This window comes from Hymenobacter taeanensis, from assembly GCF_013137895.1.
In the GTDB taxonomy this organism is placed as follows: domain Bacteria; phylum Bacteroidota; class Bacteroidia; order Cytophagales; family Hymenobacteraceae; genus Hymenobacter; species Hymenobacter taeanensis.
Genome location: NZ_CP053538.1, coordinates 4,839,940 through 4,856,321, shown reverse-complemented (window position 1 = coordinate 4,856,321; position 16,382 = coordinate 4,839,940). Strand labels below are relative to the sequence as shown.

Here is a 16,382-nt window from a genome sequence, read left to right as displayed (position 1 = left end):
TTTTCGCGTACAGAACCTTTCTATGATACCAACTTCTGACACTACTGCTGCCGACTTGGCTACCGACACGCAGCGTCCGCCCCGGCAGTACCTGCCCGAGTCGTTTACCGTGACCGACTGGGCCGCAATTGAACCATATTTCGTTGAGTTGCGCGACCGGACCATTGACTCAGGGCAGGGGCTGGAGCGCTGGCTGTTAGACCGCTCAGAGCTGGAGTCGGCGTTGAGTGAAGATCTGGCCTGGCGCTACATCCGCATGACCTGCGATACGCAGGAGCAGGCGCGGGCTGAGGCCTTCCAGTACTTTGTAAGTGAGATTGAGCCCCACGTGGCGCCCTATGATCATGCTCTGAACGAGAAACTGATAGCCTCTGCGTACCTGCCCGAACTAGATCCGGCGCAGTACCGGGTGTTTATTCGCTCAGTGCGCCAGGCGCTGGAAATCTACCGTTCTGAGAATATTCCTCTCAAAACCGAAACCAGCACCAAGCAGCAGCAATATGCCGCCACAGTAGGGGCCATGACGGTGACCCTGGATGGGGAGGAAATCACTTTGCCCCGCGCAGCTGATCGTCTGAAAAATACGGATAGAGCAGTGCGTGAAGAAGCCTGGCGGGCTATTCAGGCGCGCCGGCTGCAAGATGCAAAGCCCCTTGATGCCCTGTTCACGGAACTGATTGGGTTGCGTCATCAGATGGCTCTCAATGCCGGCTTCGCCAACTTCCGCGACTACATGTTCGCGGCCCTTGGCCGCTTCGACTACACTCCTCAGGACTGTTTTGACTTTCACCAGGCCATCAGGGAAACCGTGGTGCCTCTGATTGATGATATTGACTTGGAGCGCCGCCAAGATTTAAACCTGCCTGAGCTGCGCCCCTGGGACCTGGATGTAGACGTATCGGGCAAGGCCCCCTTGCGGCCCTTTGAAACGGGTGCAGAACTGCTGGAGAAGACCATTACGGTATTCCAGAACCTCGACCCCTTCTTAGGGGACTGCCTACGCACCATGCGTCAGATGGGCCACCTCGACCTGGAATCCCGGAAGGGGAAAGCTCCCGGCGGCTATAACTATCCGCTTGATGAAACCGGTGTACCGTTCATTTTCATGAACGCCACTAGCTCTCTGCGTGATGTAGTAACTATGTTGCACGAAGGAGGCCACGCTGTACACAGCTTCCTGACGCGCCGCTTGCCACTGTCAGCTGATAAGCACCCGCCATCTGAAGTAGCAGAGCTGGCTTCTATGAGCATGGAGCTGATGAGCATGGACCAATGGGATGTGTTCTTCACTGACCCCGATGAGCTGCGCCGGGCCAAGAAAACTCATTTAGAGAGTGTGCTGGAAACCTTCCCCTGGGTAGCCACTATCGATAAGTTTCAGCATTGGGTGTATGAGCACCCGCAGCACTCGGAGGAAGAACGCCACCAGCGCTGGACAGAGATTTTTGATGAGTTTAACCAGCGCACCGTGAGCTGGAAAGGCCTGGAAAACTTCAAACCGTATTTGTGGCAGAAGCAGCTGCACCTCTATGAGGTGCCGTTCTACTACATTGAGTACGCCATGGCTCAATTGGGCGCTATTGCGGTGTGGCGCAACTACCGCCAAAACCCACAAGAGGGTCTTGAGGCTTATAAGCGTGCTTTGGCGTTAGGCTATACTGCTCCGATTGGCGAGATCTATGCCGCGGCAGGTATCCGTTTCGATTTCTCAACCACGTACCTGCGCACCTTGGCCGACTTCGTGCACGAGGAAATGACCCGCCTCTAGGCCACTTAGCTTGCCTTAAAGCAATGAAAAAGGCGACCGATAAACCGGTCGCCTTTTTCTATAGCATAGCACATGCTCTGAGTAAAAACAGCTGGATAGGAATGATGGAAGGAGTAGGATTGTGGACTAATAGGTGAATGAGCAGGAAGTAGCCCAGAAGGTTGCATGGGGGATGGGGCTTTTCGCGAACCGCTGAGTACCAAGCAAAAAAAGATCCGACGTAGTTCGTCGGATCTACTGATGAAGGGGCAACCACGCAGGCTATTCCTGCAGAGTAAACAGCGGTAATGGTTTCAGTTTACTGTATTGGCCACCTAGTTGGTCAAGTTCAGCGGTGTGTACCTGCAGGTAGTTGTTGAGGCGCGTGGCAGCTTGGTCGTAGCGCACCCTGAACCCAACTAACTGGCCATCTGCATCCTGAATTTTATCGGTGAGGGCTTTAACAGATTCCGTTGGCTGACGATCGGTGGGTAGGGCAATGCGGTAAACAATCTGCAACAAGGAGTCCTGAGCGGAATCGTAAGCATCAATCCGCGCCGACTCGGCCATGGATTCCTGAGTGTAGCGCCGGTCCTTCAGCCGGGCCGTGGCGCGTTGCAGGCCTTCCAGCTGAGCGCGGTCGGTGCCGGGCTGTGCTTCGAGAGCCACTAGCACCTGTTGCACGTTCCGGATTTTATCGTCGTCGCTGGTCACCATTTCTGACCACCGGTCACGCACGGAGTCGCGCAGAATATTGACCTGCGTTTTTACCGCTTCCTTGGAAGCCGGATCAATAGCTTTGGGTTTGCGGTTACAACTAGTGGTTGCCATAACCAAGGCTACCAAAAGCCAGATAATGTTTTTCATACAAACGAAGTGAAGTTGCAGCAAGATGCCAACGAAAATCTTGGCAAAAACAATCAATCCACCAATAGTAATTCTACAAGAAATAGCGCAATAGGTAAGGCACTGAGTTCTACGCATAAACTAAGTTGGCAGGCTGAGGGTTGGAGGGCATAGTGTAGGCCTAACCTATAGGGCACACTCACAGCGTAGAGCTACATAGTGCATCACTATAGGCCACCGTTGTACCTTTGCTGCCCATTAGGTGGCCTACTGCTTGCCTCCTCAATTCCGCATCTTAAGCTTTCCAGCATGAGTGATATCACCCCTCTCAATAAACTAGGTGAATTTGGTTTGATTCGCCGAATTCAGAATACAATTACTCTCAATCAGCCCAGCACGGTGTTGGGCATCGGCGACGACGCCGCCATTCTCGCGCCCCCAGCCGGACAGGAAGTTGTTATCAGCACTGATTTGCTGGTAGAAGGCGTGCACTTCGACCTGACGTTCTGCCCACTCAAGCACCTGGGGTACAAGGCAGTGGCCGTAAACGTGTCTGACATTGCCGCCATGAATGCCATGCCCACCCAAATTGTGGTGGCGCTAAGCGTAGGGGCCCGGTTTTCAGTGGAAGCCGTGGAAGAACTGTATGATGGGATGCGCCTGGCCTGTGAAGCCTATAACGTGGACCTAGTAGGCGGCGACACCACTGCCAGCCGCGGAGGGCTCACCATCGGTATCACGGCGCTAGGCCAGGTTGAGGCCGGCAAAGCTGTGCGCCGCAGTGGTGCCCACCACAACGACCTCATCTGCGTAACCGGCGACTTGGGCGGTGCATTCCTGGGGTTACAGATTCTGGAGCGGGAAAAGCAAGCCTGGCAAGCCGACCCGGAAACGCAACCGGAGCTGGAAAAATACCCCTACGTGCTGCAGCGCCAGCTCCGTCCGGAAGCCCGCATGGACGTAATTCATGAGCTGCGCGACCTAGGCGTGACGCCCACCAGCATGATTGATATTTCGGATGGGCTGGCCTCCGAGGTACTGCACCTCTGCCAGGCCAGTGGTACAGGGGCCCGCATCTTCACCGAAAATCTGCCCATTGCCAACCCCACGCTGGAAGTAGCCGAGGAGTTTAACCTCGACCCCATTATGTGCATGCTCAACGGCGGCGAGGACTACGAACTGCTCTTCACCGTGCCGTTGTCTGCTCACGATAAGCTCAAAAACCACCCCGATATCACCATCATCGGACACATGGTGGACAAGAGCGAAGGCGCTAATCTTATCACGAAAGCTGGCCAGCCCGTACCGCTTCGCGCGCAGGGATTCCAGCACTTCGAGTAATCAACGAAACCGCCAGTGTGAGCCAAGCGAAGTAATCTATTCTATTCTTCTCGCGGTTAGCAAGCGTCAACAGAACAAAAGCCCTTACCTCCGCACGGGAGGTAAGGGCTTTTGTTCTGTTGACGGTTCGCGCTTTGAGAAGGGAACCTTGCTTCGTTTCACTCGCAATGACCCTAATCTTCCGGGTAGGGGATGTACACGAAGTTGGTGAATTCCTCATCGAGCACAAACAGGCAGCAATACTCATCCGCGTCGCGGTAAGTACTCTGGAAGGCCTCAATGCCCTCCTGACCTACGATGCCCTGCTGCACGAACAGCTCCAAGTAGCTGGCAAAAACGTGCCACTCCAGGTTAGCTTCATCGGCGTTAATCAACAGGCCACCTAGCGGCACCTCTTGGCGAGCAAAAACAAAAATGGGGTACTTTGAAATGTCCCGCTTGCGGATCTGGGAGGACGCTTCGCTGAGCGTATCAGAAACGGCCGCAAAGTCTTTGGTAATGGTGCCGAGATATTTGCCGTTGAGTTCGGGGTCGTTGGTGTAGTCCATAGGGGAGCAGAGTTAAGAAGCGTGCTGGATGCGCAAAGCTCGGGGGTAAGACGGTCAGAGAGCTTACGCCCCAACCGGATAGCCGGCCGCTCTACCAGCACATTGAACACTGTTGCGGTAAGAAGGGTGCTGACAACCGTAAGGCCAAGCATACCCCAAAAAGATTGAGTAGGGCCGGGAAGGTGAACCGTAAGTTTGTTCCAGTGGTCCATCACGTAGGCCACAAAGAACCAGTGTACTAAGTACACACTATACGAGATGCGCCCCAGAAATAGCAGCGGCCGGACCGTAAGCCAACGCTGTAGCTGCGGCCTGTTAATTATAAAGGCCAGCATGAGCGCCGACGCTAGGCCAGTGAAGTGAAACAAATCCAGCCTGAAAATGCCCATCCAGTAATTGCCAATGTCACCGATAGGGTAGATGCGAGTGATATGCCGGATGGAAAACAGCGCGAGTACGGCAATGTACACGAGGTAGCGGTACCGATACCAGGAGGCTTGCCGCATATCGTAGGCCTCTATCTGACGGAAAAAGTAGGCTAGGAGCATGCCTAAGCAAAAGTGTTGGATGCCCCAGAAGATCAGGCCTGAACCAATGAATAACACAGCCAACATAAGCCCCACAAACAACTGCCGGCTGTGGCGAAGCAGCAACGCCAGAAACGGTACAAACAGCGAAGCTGCCATTTCCACCTCTAGTGTCCAACCGGGGCCGTAAATGTCGTGCTTGCCCCGCACCAGCAACGCCTCCTCAAACCAATGGTAGGTGTTTTTGAGAAACTCAGTTACTAACTGCCGCAGAGGGTCATGGCGGTGGCCGTATACATAATACACCGTCAATGCAGCTAAAAACGGCAGGTACAACCGCACCACTCGGTTTATAACGTAGGGGCGGTAATGCGCGGCATTTATGGCCAATGACTCATCAGGGTGGAAGTACTTCCAGGAAAGCACCAGCCCACTCAGCACGAAGAACAGAGATACGGCGTCGGCGCCGTTAAACACGATGGCACCCAGTTTGAATTCCATCGTCTCGGCCCACCGCCAGCCAGTGAAGTGATAAATAACCACCGCAAAAGCAGCGAGTCCGCGGACACTATCGAGGTACTCAATTCTTCGCATGAAGCAAGATGGATAAAAGTCGGGCAGTATAGGGAGGTCTAGTAGGTAATGCTGCCGTTCAGATTAGAGGCGTTGGTGTAGCATTTTTAGAAATAGGCCGCTTCCAGAAACGTGGAAAGCAAAAGCCATATCCTAGGCCAATAAGTGCCGCATCTATATAAACTACCCAAAATTCAGTGCTTAGGAAAAGCCAGCCAATCAATGTGAAGAAGCATGCTATTGCATAAGTTACTGCGGCAAGTAAGAAGTTAAGTCGAGTATGTGAAAGACAGTACCGGCTAATGTATTTCTCTGGCCATTGAACGAAGAGCCCATTCGCCAGCATCATGAACAGGAATGACCAAAACGCTACAACAATAGTATCAGCACTTTCCAAACTGCCTCCTGTTACTACTGAAAACATGCCATGGAAAAGTATAGCTATACTCCAGCCTACTAGTAAAGCAATAGTAGATGCTAGAGTATAGCTCTTCATCCTGCTTAGCGTAGCTCCAGCAACACCACGTTCTCCACGTGGTGGGTATGCGGGAACATATCTACGGGCTGCACTTTCACCACTTTGTAGGCCTCATCCAGTAGCTCCAGGTCGCGGGCTTGGGTGCCGGGGTTGCAGCTGACGTACACGATGCGGGGCGCGCGCATTTCGAGCAGGCGAGCTATTACGTCGGGGTGCATGCCGGCGCGAGGTGGGTCGGTAATGATAACGTCGGGGCGGCCGTGCTTGGCAATGAACTCGGCGTTGAGCACGTCTTTCATGTCGCCGGCGTAGAACTCGGTGTTCGTTGTGCCGTTGATTTCGGAGTTGATGTAGGCATCCTTCACCGCTGACTCTACATACTCCACGCCTACTACGTGCTTGGCCTGCCGCGCCACAAAGTTGGCAATGGTGCCAGCGCCGGTATACAGGTCATACACCAGTTCTGAGCCCGTCAGCTGAGCAAACTCGCGCGTAATCTTGTATAGGTTGTAGGCCCCTTCAGAGTTCGTCTGGTAGAACGACTTTGGCCCCACGCGGAAGCGCAAGCCTTCCATCTCCTCATGTATGTACGGCTCGCCCTTGTAGCACACCACCTCCAAGTCGTGGAAGGTTTCATTGCCCTTGTCGTTGAGCACGTAGTTGAGTGAGGTGATTTGCGGAAACCGCTCGTAGATATAATCCAGCAACGGCAGCAACGCGTCGTGGGCGTAGTAGCACTGCAAAATCACCATCAGGTCACCAGAGTTGGTCGTACGGATGATGAGGTTGCGTAGGAAGCCTTCCTGCGTAACCAGGTTGTTAAAGGGCAGGTCATGCTCTAGGGCATAGTCGCGCACCGCCAGGCGGATCTGGTTGCTGGGGTCGGGCTGCAACCAGCAGTGGTTGATGTCGAGGATCTTATCGAAACGGGCCGGGGTGTGGAAGCCCAGCACGCGACGCTCGTAATTGTGGCCGCTGGCAATCTGCTCATTCGTAAGCCAGCCGTTGTGGCTGAACGTGTACTCTAGCTTGTTGCGGTAATACGTTTGGTCGGGCGAGGCCTGAATGGGCAGAATTTCGGGCAGGGCCACTTTGCCAATGCGCTGCAGCGTGTCGGCTACCTGCTGGTGCTTGAACTTAAGCTGGGTTTCGTAGGCTAGATGCTGCCACTTACAACCTCCGCAAGTACCAAAATGCTCGCAGAACGGCGTCACGCGCAGCTCCGAATACTTATGAAACTTAGTGGGTACGGCTTCCAGAAAGTTCTTCTTGGCCTTGGTTACGCGCAGGTCTACTACGTCGCCGGGGGCTACCTGTGTCACAAAAATGACCAGGTTCTCGCGGCGCACCAGGCATTTGCCTTCGGCCACCATGTCGGTGATTTCAACTTCGCGGAGCAGCTCCGCCGGGATGTTCTTTACTGATTTCCTCACAAACGCAAAGGTAATCACGGATTGAGACGGATTTCCCCGATTTTACGGATTTGTATCTGGCCCGCTGGGTGGCTTCTAGGCCAGTTAGCACTGGACTAGGGCACAGCCTGTAAGGGAGTAGAAACCGGAATGAATAGCAGGGCATCAAATTCTCGCCTGATCTCGTGGCGGAGGAAAGTGGAGGGAGTGGGCGAGTGGCCTACATCGCGCAACAGCAGGTTTTGGTAAAGCCACTGGGTACCGGGCAGGAGCGCAGGGGCACGAAGATCGAGGTAGGAGAGAGGTAGTTTGGCCGTTTGGAAATAGTACTCGTAGCTACCAGGCATGGCAGCCACTGCGGGTGTAACGGTTGGTTTCCCTCCAAATCCATTGTCAGTCAGGAAACTACCCGTGGCGAAGGCCGTGCCCAGCGTTACGTACTCGGGCCCGTACGTAGCGCGCAACAGCTGGGCTGTAGTGCCAGTAGCCGCTACTACATTGTTATGCGCCAACACAAGCAGCTTACCGCCCTGCTGTTGGCTGCGGCACCAGTAAATGTTCTCGGCTAAGCTAGCAGCCCGGTAGGCAGAGCTCAGGTCAGAGTCTAAGGTTTGGAAGGTGGCGTACTGGTCTAGCATCTGCAACAGCTGGTGCTGGATGGCGGCATCCGTTAGGGTAAACTCAGAAGCACCCCGCAGGCGGTTGCGCTCATCAACCCCCAGGCGAATTTGTCCGATGATGTTTCGCACTGCCTGCAGGCGTGGCTCTGTGGTACTTGGTGCAGTAAATGGGTTCAGGCGAATACCAGCGCTGGGTAGTTCTTGCAGTTGCACAACCAGCTGTTTTAGCAGAGCCTGCAGTACGGGCGCGCGTTGCGGCAAGAGTTGCCGCAGCCAGGCCACTACCTCGGCCGGGCGTTGGCATTCTAGGCCTCATACCTGCACCTTAGTAGTAGCTCGCTCATTATAGGTCCGCAGCCATTGTATCAGCGCCAGGGTTTCAGCAGAGTTGTAGGGGCCCAACTGGCTCAGGAGCTGGCGCGGGTTGCCTCGCCCGGTTTACACGTACTCGTTCAGGACTAAGCAGGCTCCCATATCAGCTTCCAGCATTAGGCTCCTGACGCCCTGTTGCTCAACCAGGTAGCGCGTAAGGCGGTGCCGAAGCTGAGCTACTTCCCGAGAGCCATGGGTCACTTCGCCCAGCGCTATAATTTGCGCTTTGCCAGTCAGGGCCCCAAAAGCGGCTAGGTCTTTTACGTCGCCACCGTCGGGGGCCGCGGTGCGCAGAGGCACGGCCGCCTGCCGGAGCCAAGCCAGCTCCGCGGCAGTAGGCAACGGTACGGCAGCAGCATCGGTGGGAGGGGTGTAAGGCTTGCCATCCATCAGTAGGCGCAGGTCATCAACCCACAGCTCGCCCGTGTTGCCTAGGTGTACCCCAAGCGCCAGTTGAGAGAAGTCCTGGTTCCAGGTAATGGGTATCGACACGCTGAATGCCCTCCACTCCGCAGGGGCGGCGGCGGCAGTGTGTAGCGGTAATTCCCGGAGTAAGCTTCGTGCACCGCGGCGCTGGCCCGTGCGGTTGTCCTCAATCAGGAGGGTATAATAAAAGGAGGCTACCGGAGATGTTGCCCCACGGAGGTACCCTTGCACCACCAGCGTTTTGCCACGCAGTGCCGTGTCAAGCGGCACCTGGCCCAGGTAGGCATAGGGCGCAACAGCGCCGGCGGTTGGCTTGAGATGCAAACTGCGGCGGCCGTGGTGGGCCGGAGTTACGGAGTCGGACAGGGCCAGATAACGTGGATCGGGAAGGAGTGGCCTAGGTTGCTCAAAATCCCAGTTGGGGCGGCGGGCGGCAGCAGTAAGCACCAATGGCTCAGTGCCGGGTAGGAGTTGATCATGGTAGCGCTGTCCGTTGCCCCATTCTACTCGCACATCATCGAGCCATACCTTGCCTTGGCCCTGAAACCGTAGGCCAAAGAGCAGGTTTGTTGTGGCAGTTGGAACGGGTAGCTGGATTTGAACCCGCTGCCATCCAGAGCTAACTGGTGGGGGCGGCGAGTTGAAGTTATCATTGCTGGCCAGGCTTTCTCCATTTTCTCCGATGGTTGCCGATTGGGCGTAGGCGTATAGGAATGCTTTACCCGTAAACCCTTCTGTGCGCAGGCCGGCGCTGATGGTTACTGTTTGGCCTCGCATAGAATCTGCGGGCGTGATGCTGGTATAAAAAGCCCCATTCACGGGCTCATCAAACCGGCTGGCATCAACAAGCAGGCTGCCCCGACCACTAGCCGCTTTAGCTACCGTATCTACCCTAAGTAGTTGAGCTTCCTGCGCACCCGTTCCATTGTAGCGACTTAGCCACAGTAGTAGGGGCTGATGGCGGTTCACCTCCGGCTCAAAGTTCAAATTGAGGCGAGCCTGGGCCAATACAGCGAAGGGTAAAATGACGAGCAGTAATAGTAGAAAAGGTACCCGCATAAACTAGATAACACAACAGCTGGTAGAGAATAAAAAAGGCGCCGCCCGGCTACTGCCGAACGGCGCCTGCCGGTAGGTTATTGCGGCTTACTTGGCTATTTCAAACCACCCTTTGTACGTAGTGCCATCTTGCAGTTTGAACAGATAGTAATACATACCAGCCCCCTGATCCTGCCCACCAAATGTGTTACGGTAGTTAGTTGCAGAATACACTTCTTTACCCCAGCGGTTGAAGATGGTGAGTGTGTTGCTGGGATACAGGGCTACGTTGTCGATGGTCAGAACATCGTTTTTGCCGTCGCCATTGGGCGTGATGATGTTGTAGAAAGCTAGCGGGTTAGCGAAGTTCACGCAAGCATCGTTGGAGTTAGAGGTGCGCGGTGTAGCGTCAGTACTAACGGCCTGCACCCGGAAGCACTGGTTGAACCCAACGGTGCTTGAAGGCAACGCAAACTGTAACGTAGTGGCCGGTACAGTAGCAATGAGTTCGGCGGAGCCATTATCTGCTGAGCGGAGTACGCGGTATTCCTTCACGCTGAAGCCTTGGTAAGCCGACCAGGTAACCTGTGCCTCGCCTACATCGCGGCCGCCCGTGCTTTGGGTGGCCGTGGCTTTAGCCAAGATGGTGGTATGTTCCTGGCTGTTGAGCACGGTGCCGCAGGCATTAACCAGGTCAATGCGGTACTGGTAGGCTTTGGCATCAGCATCTACCGCGTTATCAGTGAACGTGGTGGCGGTGTTAGCGGTATTGCCCACGTTGCTATACGCGCTGGTACTGCCCGCGTCGCGGCGCAAAATCTGCACCCGGTTGCCGTTGCCGGTAGTATTGGGCACGTTTAGAGCCAGCGTGATCTTGCGGTCGTCGCCTAACTCTACTGAGGCCGAGTTAAGGGCTACCGTTGCGTTATCTGGCCGAATGGTGAGCGTTGCGGCGCAGCTGGCACCGGTGGTTTCCGTCACGGAAAGGGTGGCGTTGGTTGAGCCCGCTGGTATATCAACCCGCACGGCGCTGGTTCCTTGGCCACTGGTAATGGTGCCGCCCGTAATCGTCCATTGGTAATTACCCCCAACTACTGCAGTCGCCGCGTAGGCCAGTCCGGTGCGCGCCTCAGGGCAGTAGCTGGGTGGCCCCGTAATGGCTAGGGGTGGTACTACCAGGAAAGTTTTAGTGCAAGGCTGGCCTACGCAGCCATTCGCATTCGTTTCCCGAATGGTTACGGTATAAGGCGTAGCGCTAACCGCCGGAGTAGGTAGGGTTATGGTATTGCCCGTGCCTGTAAGCACGGCTCCATTCAACGCAAAGGCATAAGTAGAAGTAGCCGCACCCGGCAGCGAGAAGCTGATTGTGCCGCTGCCCGCGCAAATGCGGCTGGGGCCAGCAATGGCCAGAGTAGTAGCGGGCGAAGGCAGCACATTAACGTACAATGTATCGCTCTGCCCGAAGCAGCGCCCCCCCGCCGGGTTGCTCGACTCCGTTACAACCAGCTTCACCAGGCCGGTACGGGTCCAGTTCACTAGCACCGAAGCCTGATTGGTGCTCACCTGTGTGCCTCCAAGTATCTGCCAGGCGTAGGTTGAGCCGTTGGTGTAGCTGGTTTGGTACGTGAAGGGGCCATCTCCCTGGCAGACCTGCAGCGGGCCCGTGGGCTTCTGAGTAGTCAGCTGCTGATTCACGCGTACGGGCAGCGTTACGGTGTCGGAGGAGCAACCTTGGGCATTTAGCCGGAATACCTTTACTGAGCCCGTTGTAGTAGCTGCTCCCCAGTTAACGGTGATGGCACTGCTGCCCTGCCCGCTGGCAATAGTGCCCCCCGTCACAAGCCACTGGTAAGCCGTGGCACGCGGGTTCTTGATGGCGTAGGCCACTCCCTGAATAGTAGGACACACTGATTGGCTACCTTGAATGCTATCTGCCTCGGGGCGCGGATTAACGGTAACAGTTACGGTGCTGGTAGCTGCACAGGTTTGAGCGGCGCTGGCCGTAAGCACAAAGGTGAAGGTTACAGGAGCCTGCGTGCGGTTAGTAGCCGTGAATACTGGTTGCGCCACTGAGGTGCTGCTGAGACCATTTGCTGAACTCCACTGATACGTATAGCCTGGCAGTGCCGGTGTGCCCAGCGTTACGCGCTGCCCGTCGCATACTGCCGCGTTTGGGCCGGCGTTGGCAATTGCGGGTGGGTTTACGGTAACTCGTACCGTCCCAGTTGCCGAGCACCCTTGAGCGGTAGTGGCCGTGAGCGTAAACGTGTAAACCTGTCCGGCCGTAGCGGTTGCCGGAATAGTGAATACTGGCTGGGCTGATGCAGTACTGCTCAGGCCAGGTGCCGGGCTCCATAGATACGTATAGCCCGGCAACGCTGCGGCACCCAGGGTAACCGAGCTACCGGGGCAAGCCGTTTGGTCTGTGCCCGTGTTAGCCAGGGCCGCAGGGTTTACAGTCACGGTAGTTTGGCGCGAGGCAGTGCACACGCCATCGGAAGTAGTAACGGTGTAGGTGGTGGTTTGGGCCGGCGAAACCGTAATGCTGGGCCCTGTAAAGGTTTGCCCCCCGCCCGTCCAGGTGTAGGTGGTGCCGCCGGTTGCCGTGAGGGTAGTGGCGCTGCCAGGGCAAACGCTCACTCCCGGCGATACAGCCAGCGCTCCGGCAGGCCGCAGGTCAATGTTTCGGACTACAGAATCAGAGGTGCAGCCGAAGGCCGATACCCCACGTAGTACTAAGCGCCCAACGCCGGTTGTGCCCCACACCACTTGCACTGCGGCTCCCGTGTTACCCCCCTGGATGGCGCCGCCGCGGATCGACCATAGGTAGCTATAGGCGCCAGGGCCGCCGACAGTATAAATTAATGTTTGGCTCCGGTCGCAGATAATTGTGTCGCCGATAATGCGATTTGGGCCAGCTGCTTTCGTAACATAAATCTGAAAGACATCAGCCACACTTTTCGCCCCACAAGCCACATCCGTGGCTGTAACAACTACATCATAAGGGGTAGTCCGGGCATTGCCGCAGCGCGTGTTAAACACAAACTGCGCATTTACGCGTCCGCCCGTGCCCTGAATGGTCGCGCTGCCGGTAGGGTTGCCCGGTACCACCGTGCCGGGGTTGCCCCCAAAGGTGGCATCATAGCCGCCAGAACCATCCAGCAGCACACTGGTTGCCTTCAGGTTGATGGGGTTGCCATCGGGGTCTGTGGCTGATAAGTTGAAATTTACGGGCTGGCCTTCCTGCACGGTGTATACATGCGTGGTTTGAGGGGCCGCTGTAAACACAGGGGCATTGTTCGCTGGGCAGGTTCTCACAACCAGTTGTATCTCGCGGCGGGTTGAGCCAATTAGCACCTCCTTGCCATTGATAGTGCGGTATTCTTTCACCTCCACAGCTACTACATAGGCTCCTAAGCGCGGAGCCGCGTAGCGGCTCAAGCCAGTGCTGGCATTTAAAAAGGCATAGCTGCCCGGGCCGGGACCAAATGGGTTGGTTTGGCTGTAGCCTGCGTTGTAAGGCACAACAGGCGGGTTTCCCTGAAAGATGTTGGGCAACGTAGCGCCCCCACCCGCTTGGGTGCCACCGTAGGGCCGGCTAAAGGAGTAGATGAGTCGGTCACCATCCGGGTCAACAGCGTTGTTAACGAGGAGGGTGGTGTCGCCCTGGCAGATTACAGCTACAGCGGTGTCTGAAAAAGTAGGAGAGGAGTTTGGCAGCAGAGGAGGGGCCATCTCCACGTAAATCTGCTGCGCATACTGTTCTGAGTTCAGCAGGTTGGTAATGCCCGCATTTCGGTTGCCGTCGCTATACACGGCATAGTACCCATCAAAGGAAATGGGCAGGTTCACGGTAGCTTCATACCGGCACAGCCGCACTACCAGCGACTGAGTGCCCGGCGTAGTGCACCCGCCGGGTTGAGTGGGCGTGACAATGGAATTGCTGCTGAGCGGCAGCGAAACCCGGGAAATAAGATTCCCACTCTGCGACTTGTTGTAAAAGCCCACATCTATGGAAGGGCGGCCATTGGGCACCTGAGAGGTAGCTGGGTCAGCATTCACGTAAATAAGCACCGTTACCCGGTACCGGTAGGGCGCATTGCTCGGGCCAGTGGCATCCAGATACCGGTAACTCATCTCACCCCCTAATAAGTGAGTAGCCATAGCGGGTAAGGCTCCTGCCACTACCCACAAAAACAAAAGCAGGCAGCTACGGAGTAAAGCTGTACGCATAAAATTAAAGAAAACGAATGGAGGGTAGGCCTGTAGCTGCCGGCCAAAACCGTCAGGAGCATTGAAGTTCAGAAGGAGCTAGAAAGGGTTAAAGCTTAATGGCGTACAAGGCGGCGCACAGTAGTGCGGCCAGCCGGCCCCTGCAGACGCACCATGTACACTCCCGCGGGTAAGCTCTGTATGTCCAATACCGCGTCTTGCGCTGGCTGTAGCCGCACAGTAGTTTTGAGTACCAGCGCACCCACCACATCCTCTACATGCACCGTGTACTGGCCGGCAGCTGTGGCGTCTGGCAGGCGCAGGTGCACTTGGTTGGAACTGGCTGGGTTAGGAAATACTTCTAGGCCTGTTAGCGCCTGTGCCGCAGCGGTGGCCGTTACTGCTGAAGATATAACTACCGTGTAGTCTTCGGTTTCAGAGTTGGCTTGGTTGGTCAGGCAGGCAGTGGCTTGGTTGGCATTTAAACGAGCCACTATGCGCATACGAGTGAACCCCACCAGGGCTGCCTGATTGGGCACCGTTAAAGAAACGGAAGTAGGGTTAGTGCCAGATGCAGAAGCCACTAACTCGCTGGAAGCAAACACGCCATCCCGGTTCCAGTCAATCCAGACCGAAGTATAACGCTGAAAGTTAATGCTCCCCGAAACGCTCAGTGTGGAGGTCTGGCCTAGTTTAAGGGGCACCTGCTGGCTGACGTAGTTCCCGTAGCCACTGGCATCAGCGCCCGAGGTATTACTGAATACTGTGGCGTTGGAGGTAGTTAGCGCCACATTGGTAATCCAGAAATTCTGGTTTTGACCCGTTGAGGTGCAGTACTGCAGGCAAGGCAACGACACAAGCGCGTAGTTCGCTACCGTTTTTGTCTGGGTGCCAAAAGCATTGGTAGAGGTCAGAGAAACCGCATAACTGCCTGAGGCGGAGTAGGTATGACTAGGGTTTTGCAGGGTGCTGGTGGTGCCATCACCAAAATTCCACAGCCAGCTGGTGGGCACATTCTGGCTCTGATCAGTGAAACGCACGGTGGTTTGGCAGGAGCCGGCCACGAAATCCGAAGAAAAATCAGCCGTAGGCGCGCTGGTATTGGCTTGTAGCGTTACTGTGTAGTCTTCAGCCTGCCCGTACTGCACGCCCCCACAGGCAGTGAAGGGTGAGCCTACATAGTCGGAAACCACCCGCAGCCGTAGCGGCTGGTTCAGCGCCGTAGCGTTGGAAATGAGGATGGTGCCGCTCGGGTTGGTGGTGTTTAGCGCCTGGTAAATTAATTCTGTTGTGGCAAACGCACCATCATTGTTTAGGTCCAGCCATACGCGGGTATCCTGGGCAGAGGTGGGGTTAGTGGTGATGCGTATTGGGTACCGGTTACCAACTGTTAGGCTGGTTTTGCTGACACACGTAAAATCCTCATAACCAGCCTGTCCATTGCTGGAGGTCTTCATGAGGGGACCTAGTTCAACTTGGGTAATACCATAGTTGCAGCAATACGCCAGAGTCTGGGGTGTACAAACTGCTGCTACCGGCACGGCACCATCCAGGGTGATGAAATTAAGACGAGTGCGGGTGCTGCTGCCAGAGCTGTTAGTAGCCGTTAACGTCACCGTGAAGGTGCCGCCACTGGTATACTGGTGGCTGGGGTTTTGCAGGGTGCTGGTGGTGCCATCACCAAAATTCCACAGCCAGCTGGTGGGCACATTTTGGCTCTGATCAGTGAATTGCACCATGCTGGAGCACGGCTGGACCGGAACCCCAGTAAACTCAGCAACCGGGGCCGCAAAGCTGGCACTGGCAAGTACCGAGTAATCCTCCGTTTGTGAATACTGCGGGGAAGAGCAAGGTGTGGGTATGGGAGAGTTGCTATAATCGGAGGCTACCCGCAAGCGCAGGCGTACCCCTGTAACCGTACCCGTGGGCAACCGGATGGTGCCCGTATGCGTCCGGAGGTTGTTAGAGCTGAATACCAGCTCCGTAGTGGCATTGAAAGTGCCATCGTTGTTTAAATCAATCCATACCCGTACGTTTTCATCGGCGTTTGAATTGGTTCTGATACTAATTGGCGCATCTGCGCCAACCACTAACGCGGCTGTTTGGGTACAGGAATAATCCTTGTAGCCTTCATTACCCCCCAGCGTGCTATTATTGATGCCGCCAAGTGTAACGTTGAAAATGCCCATACCAAACACCGCATTGGTAGGCAGCGCTGGACCCGGAGTGCAGGCACTAGGGG

Annotated in this window: 10 protein-coding genes; 2 read left to right on the top strand and 8 right to left on the bottom strand. The window is 55.7% G+C overall.

The annotated features are described in order from the left end of the window. The first annotated feature begins 22 nt into the window (after window positions 1-22). Window positions 23-1,768, top strand: coding sequence for a M3 family oligoendopeptidase (locus HMJ29_RS20220; protein WP_171593192.1), 1,746 nt, complete (start codon window positions 23-25; stop codon window positions 1,766-1,768). 261 nt (window positions 1,769-2,029) lie between these two features. Here the strand turns inward: HMJ29_RS20220 and HMJ29_RS20215 are convergent, their stop codons facing one another. Continuing rightward, complete coding sequence (locus tag HMJ29_RS20215; RefSeq protein ID WP_171593191.1) at window positions 2,030-2,614, bottom strand: hypothetical protein; 585 nt, start codon at window positions 2,612-2,614, stop codon at window positions 2,030-2,032. 288 nt (window positions 2,615-2,902) lie between these two features. Between HMJ29_RS20215 and thiL the strand changes: the two genes are divergently transcribed. Next, window positions 2,903-3,934, top strand: a complete 1,032-nt coding sequence (gene thiL, locus HMJ29_RS20210) for a thiamine-phosphate kinase (protein WP_171593190.1) — start codon at window positions 2,903-2,905, stop codon at window positions 3,932-3,934. A 173-nt stretch (window positions 3,935-4,107) separates the two neighbouring features. Here thiL and HMJ29_RS20770 read toward each other — a convergent pair whose 3' ends face one another. The 7 genes from HMJ29_RS20770 to HMJ29_RS20180 all read right to left on the bottom strand — a co-directional run bounded on the left by HMJ29_RS20770 (window position 4,108) and on the right by HMJ29_RS20180 (window position 16,329). Beyond that, window positions 4,108-4,308 (bottom strand): hypothetical protein, encoded by a 201-nt coding sequence (locus tag HMJ29_RS20770; protein WP_366670850.1) that lies wholly within the window; start codon window positions 4,306-4,308, stop codon window positions 4,108-4,110. Between the two features lie 8 nt (window positions 4,309-4,316). Continuing rightward, the gene (locus HMJ29_RS20575) at window positions 4,317-5,603 is read right to left on the bottom strand and encodes an acyltransferase family protein (RefSeq protein ID WP_253805660.1); all 1,287 of its coding nucleotides are present in this window, start codon (window positions 5,601-5,603) and stop codon (window positions 4,317-4,319) included. Window positions 5,604-6,083: 480 nt separating this feature from the next. After that, on the bottom strand, window positions 6,084-7,493 hold the full coding sequence (gene rlmD, locus HMJ29_RS20200) for a 23S rRNA (uracil(1939)-C(5))-methyltransferase RlmD (RefSeq protein WP_171593188.1): 1,410 nt from the start codon (window positions 7,491-7,493) through the stop codon (window positions 6,084-6,086). Between the two features lie 95 nt (window positions 7,494-7,588). Beyond that, a complete protein-coding gene (locus HMJ29_RS20195) occupies window positions 7,589-8,374 on the bottom strand; it encodes an erythromycin esterase family protein (protein WP_244678988.1) in 786 nt (261 codons plus the stop codon). 156 nt (window positions 8,375-8,530) lie between these two features. Further along, window positions 8,531-9,949 carry a TraB/GumN family protein gene (locus HMJ29_RS20190; protein WP_171593186.1) on the bottom strand — a complete coding sequence of 473 codons (1,419 nt, stop codon included), beginning with the start codon at window positions 9,947-9,949 and terminating at the stop codon, window positions 8,531-8,533. Between the two features lie 87 nt (window positions 9,950-10,036). Then, on the bottom strand, window positions 10,037-14,161 hold the full coding sequence (locus HMJ29_RS20185; protein WP_171593185.1) for a T9SS type B sorting domain-containing protein: 4,125 nt from the start codon (window positions 14,159-14,161) through the stop codon (window positions 10,037-10,039). A gap of 95 nt (window positions 14,162-14,256) precedes the next feature. After that, entirely contained in the window at window positions 14,257-16,329 is a 2,073-nt protein-coding gene (locus tag HMJ29_RS20180; protein WP_171593184.1) for a GEVED domain-containing protein, read from the bottom strand. Between the last annotated feature and the right edge of the window lie 53 nt (window positions 16,330-16,382).

Coding starts and splice junctions, on each gene's coding strand:
- HMJ29_RS20215 (WP_171593191.1), bottom strand. CDS start 2,614: ATGAAAAACATTATCTGGCTTTTGGTAGCCTTGGTTATGGCAACCACT.
- HMJ29_RS20220 (WP_171593192.1), top strand. CDS start 23: ATGATACCAACTTCTGACACTACTGCTGCCGACTTGGCTACCGACACG.
- HMJ29_RS20185 (WP_171593185.1), bottom strand. CDS start 14,161: ATGCGTACAGCTTTACTCCGTAGCTGCCTGCTTTTGTTTTTGTGGGTA.
- HMJ29_RS20575 (WP_253805660.1), bottom strand. CDS start 5,603: ATGCGAAGAATTGAGTACCTCGATAGTGTCCGCGGACTCGCTGCTTTT.
- HMJ29_RS20190 (WP_171593186.1), bottom strand. CDS start 9,949: ATGCGGGTACCTTTTCTACTATTACTGCTCGTCATTTTACCCTTCGCT.
- thiL (WP_171593190.1), top strand. CDS start 2,903: ATGAGTGATATCACCCCTCTCAATAAACTAGGTGAATTTGGTTTGATT.
- HMJ29_RS20180 (WP_171593184.1), bottom strand. CDS start 16,329: ATGGGCATTTTCAACGTTACACTTGGCGGCATCAATAATAGCACGCTG.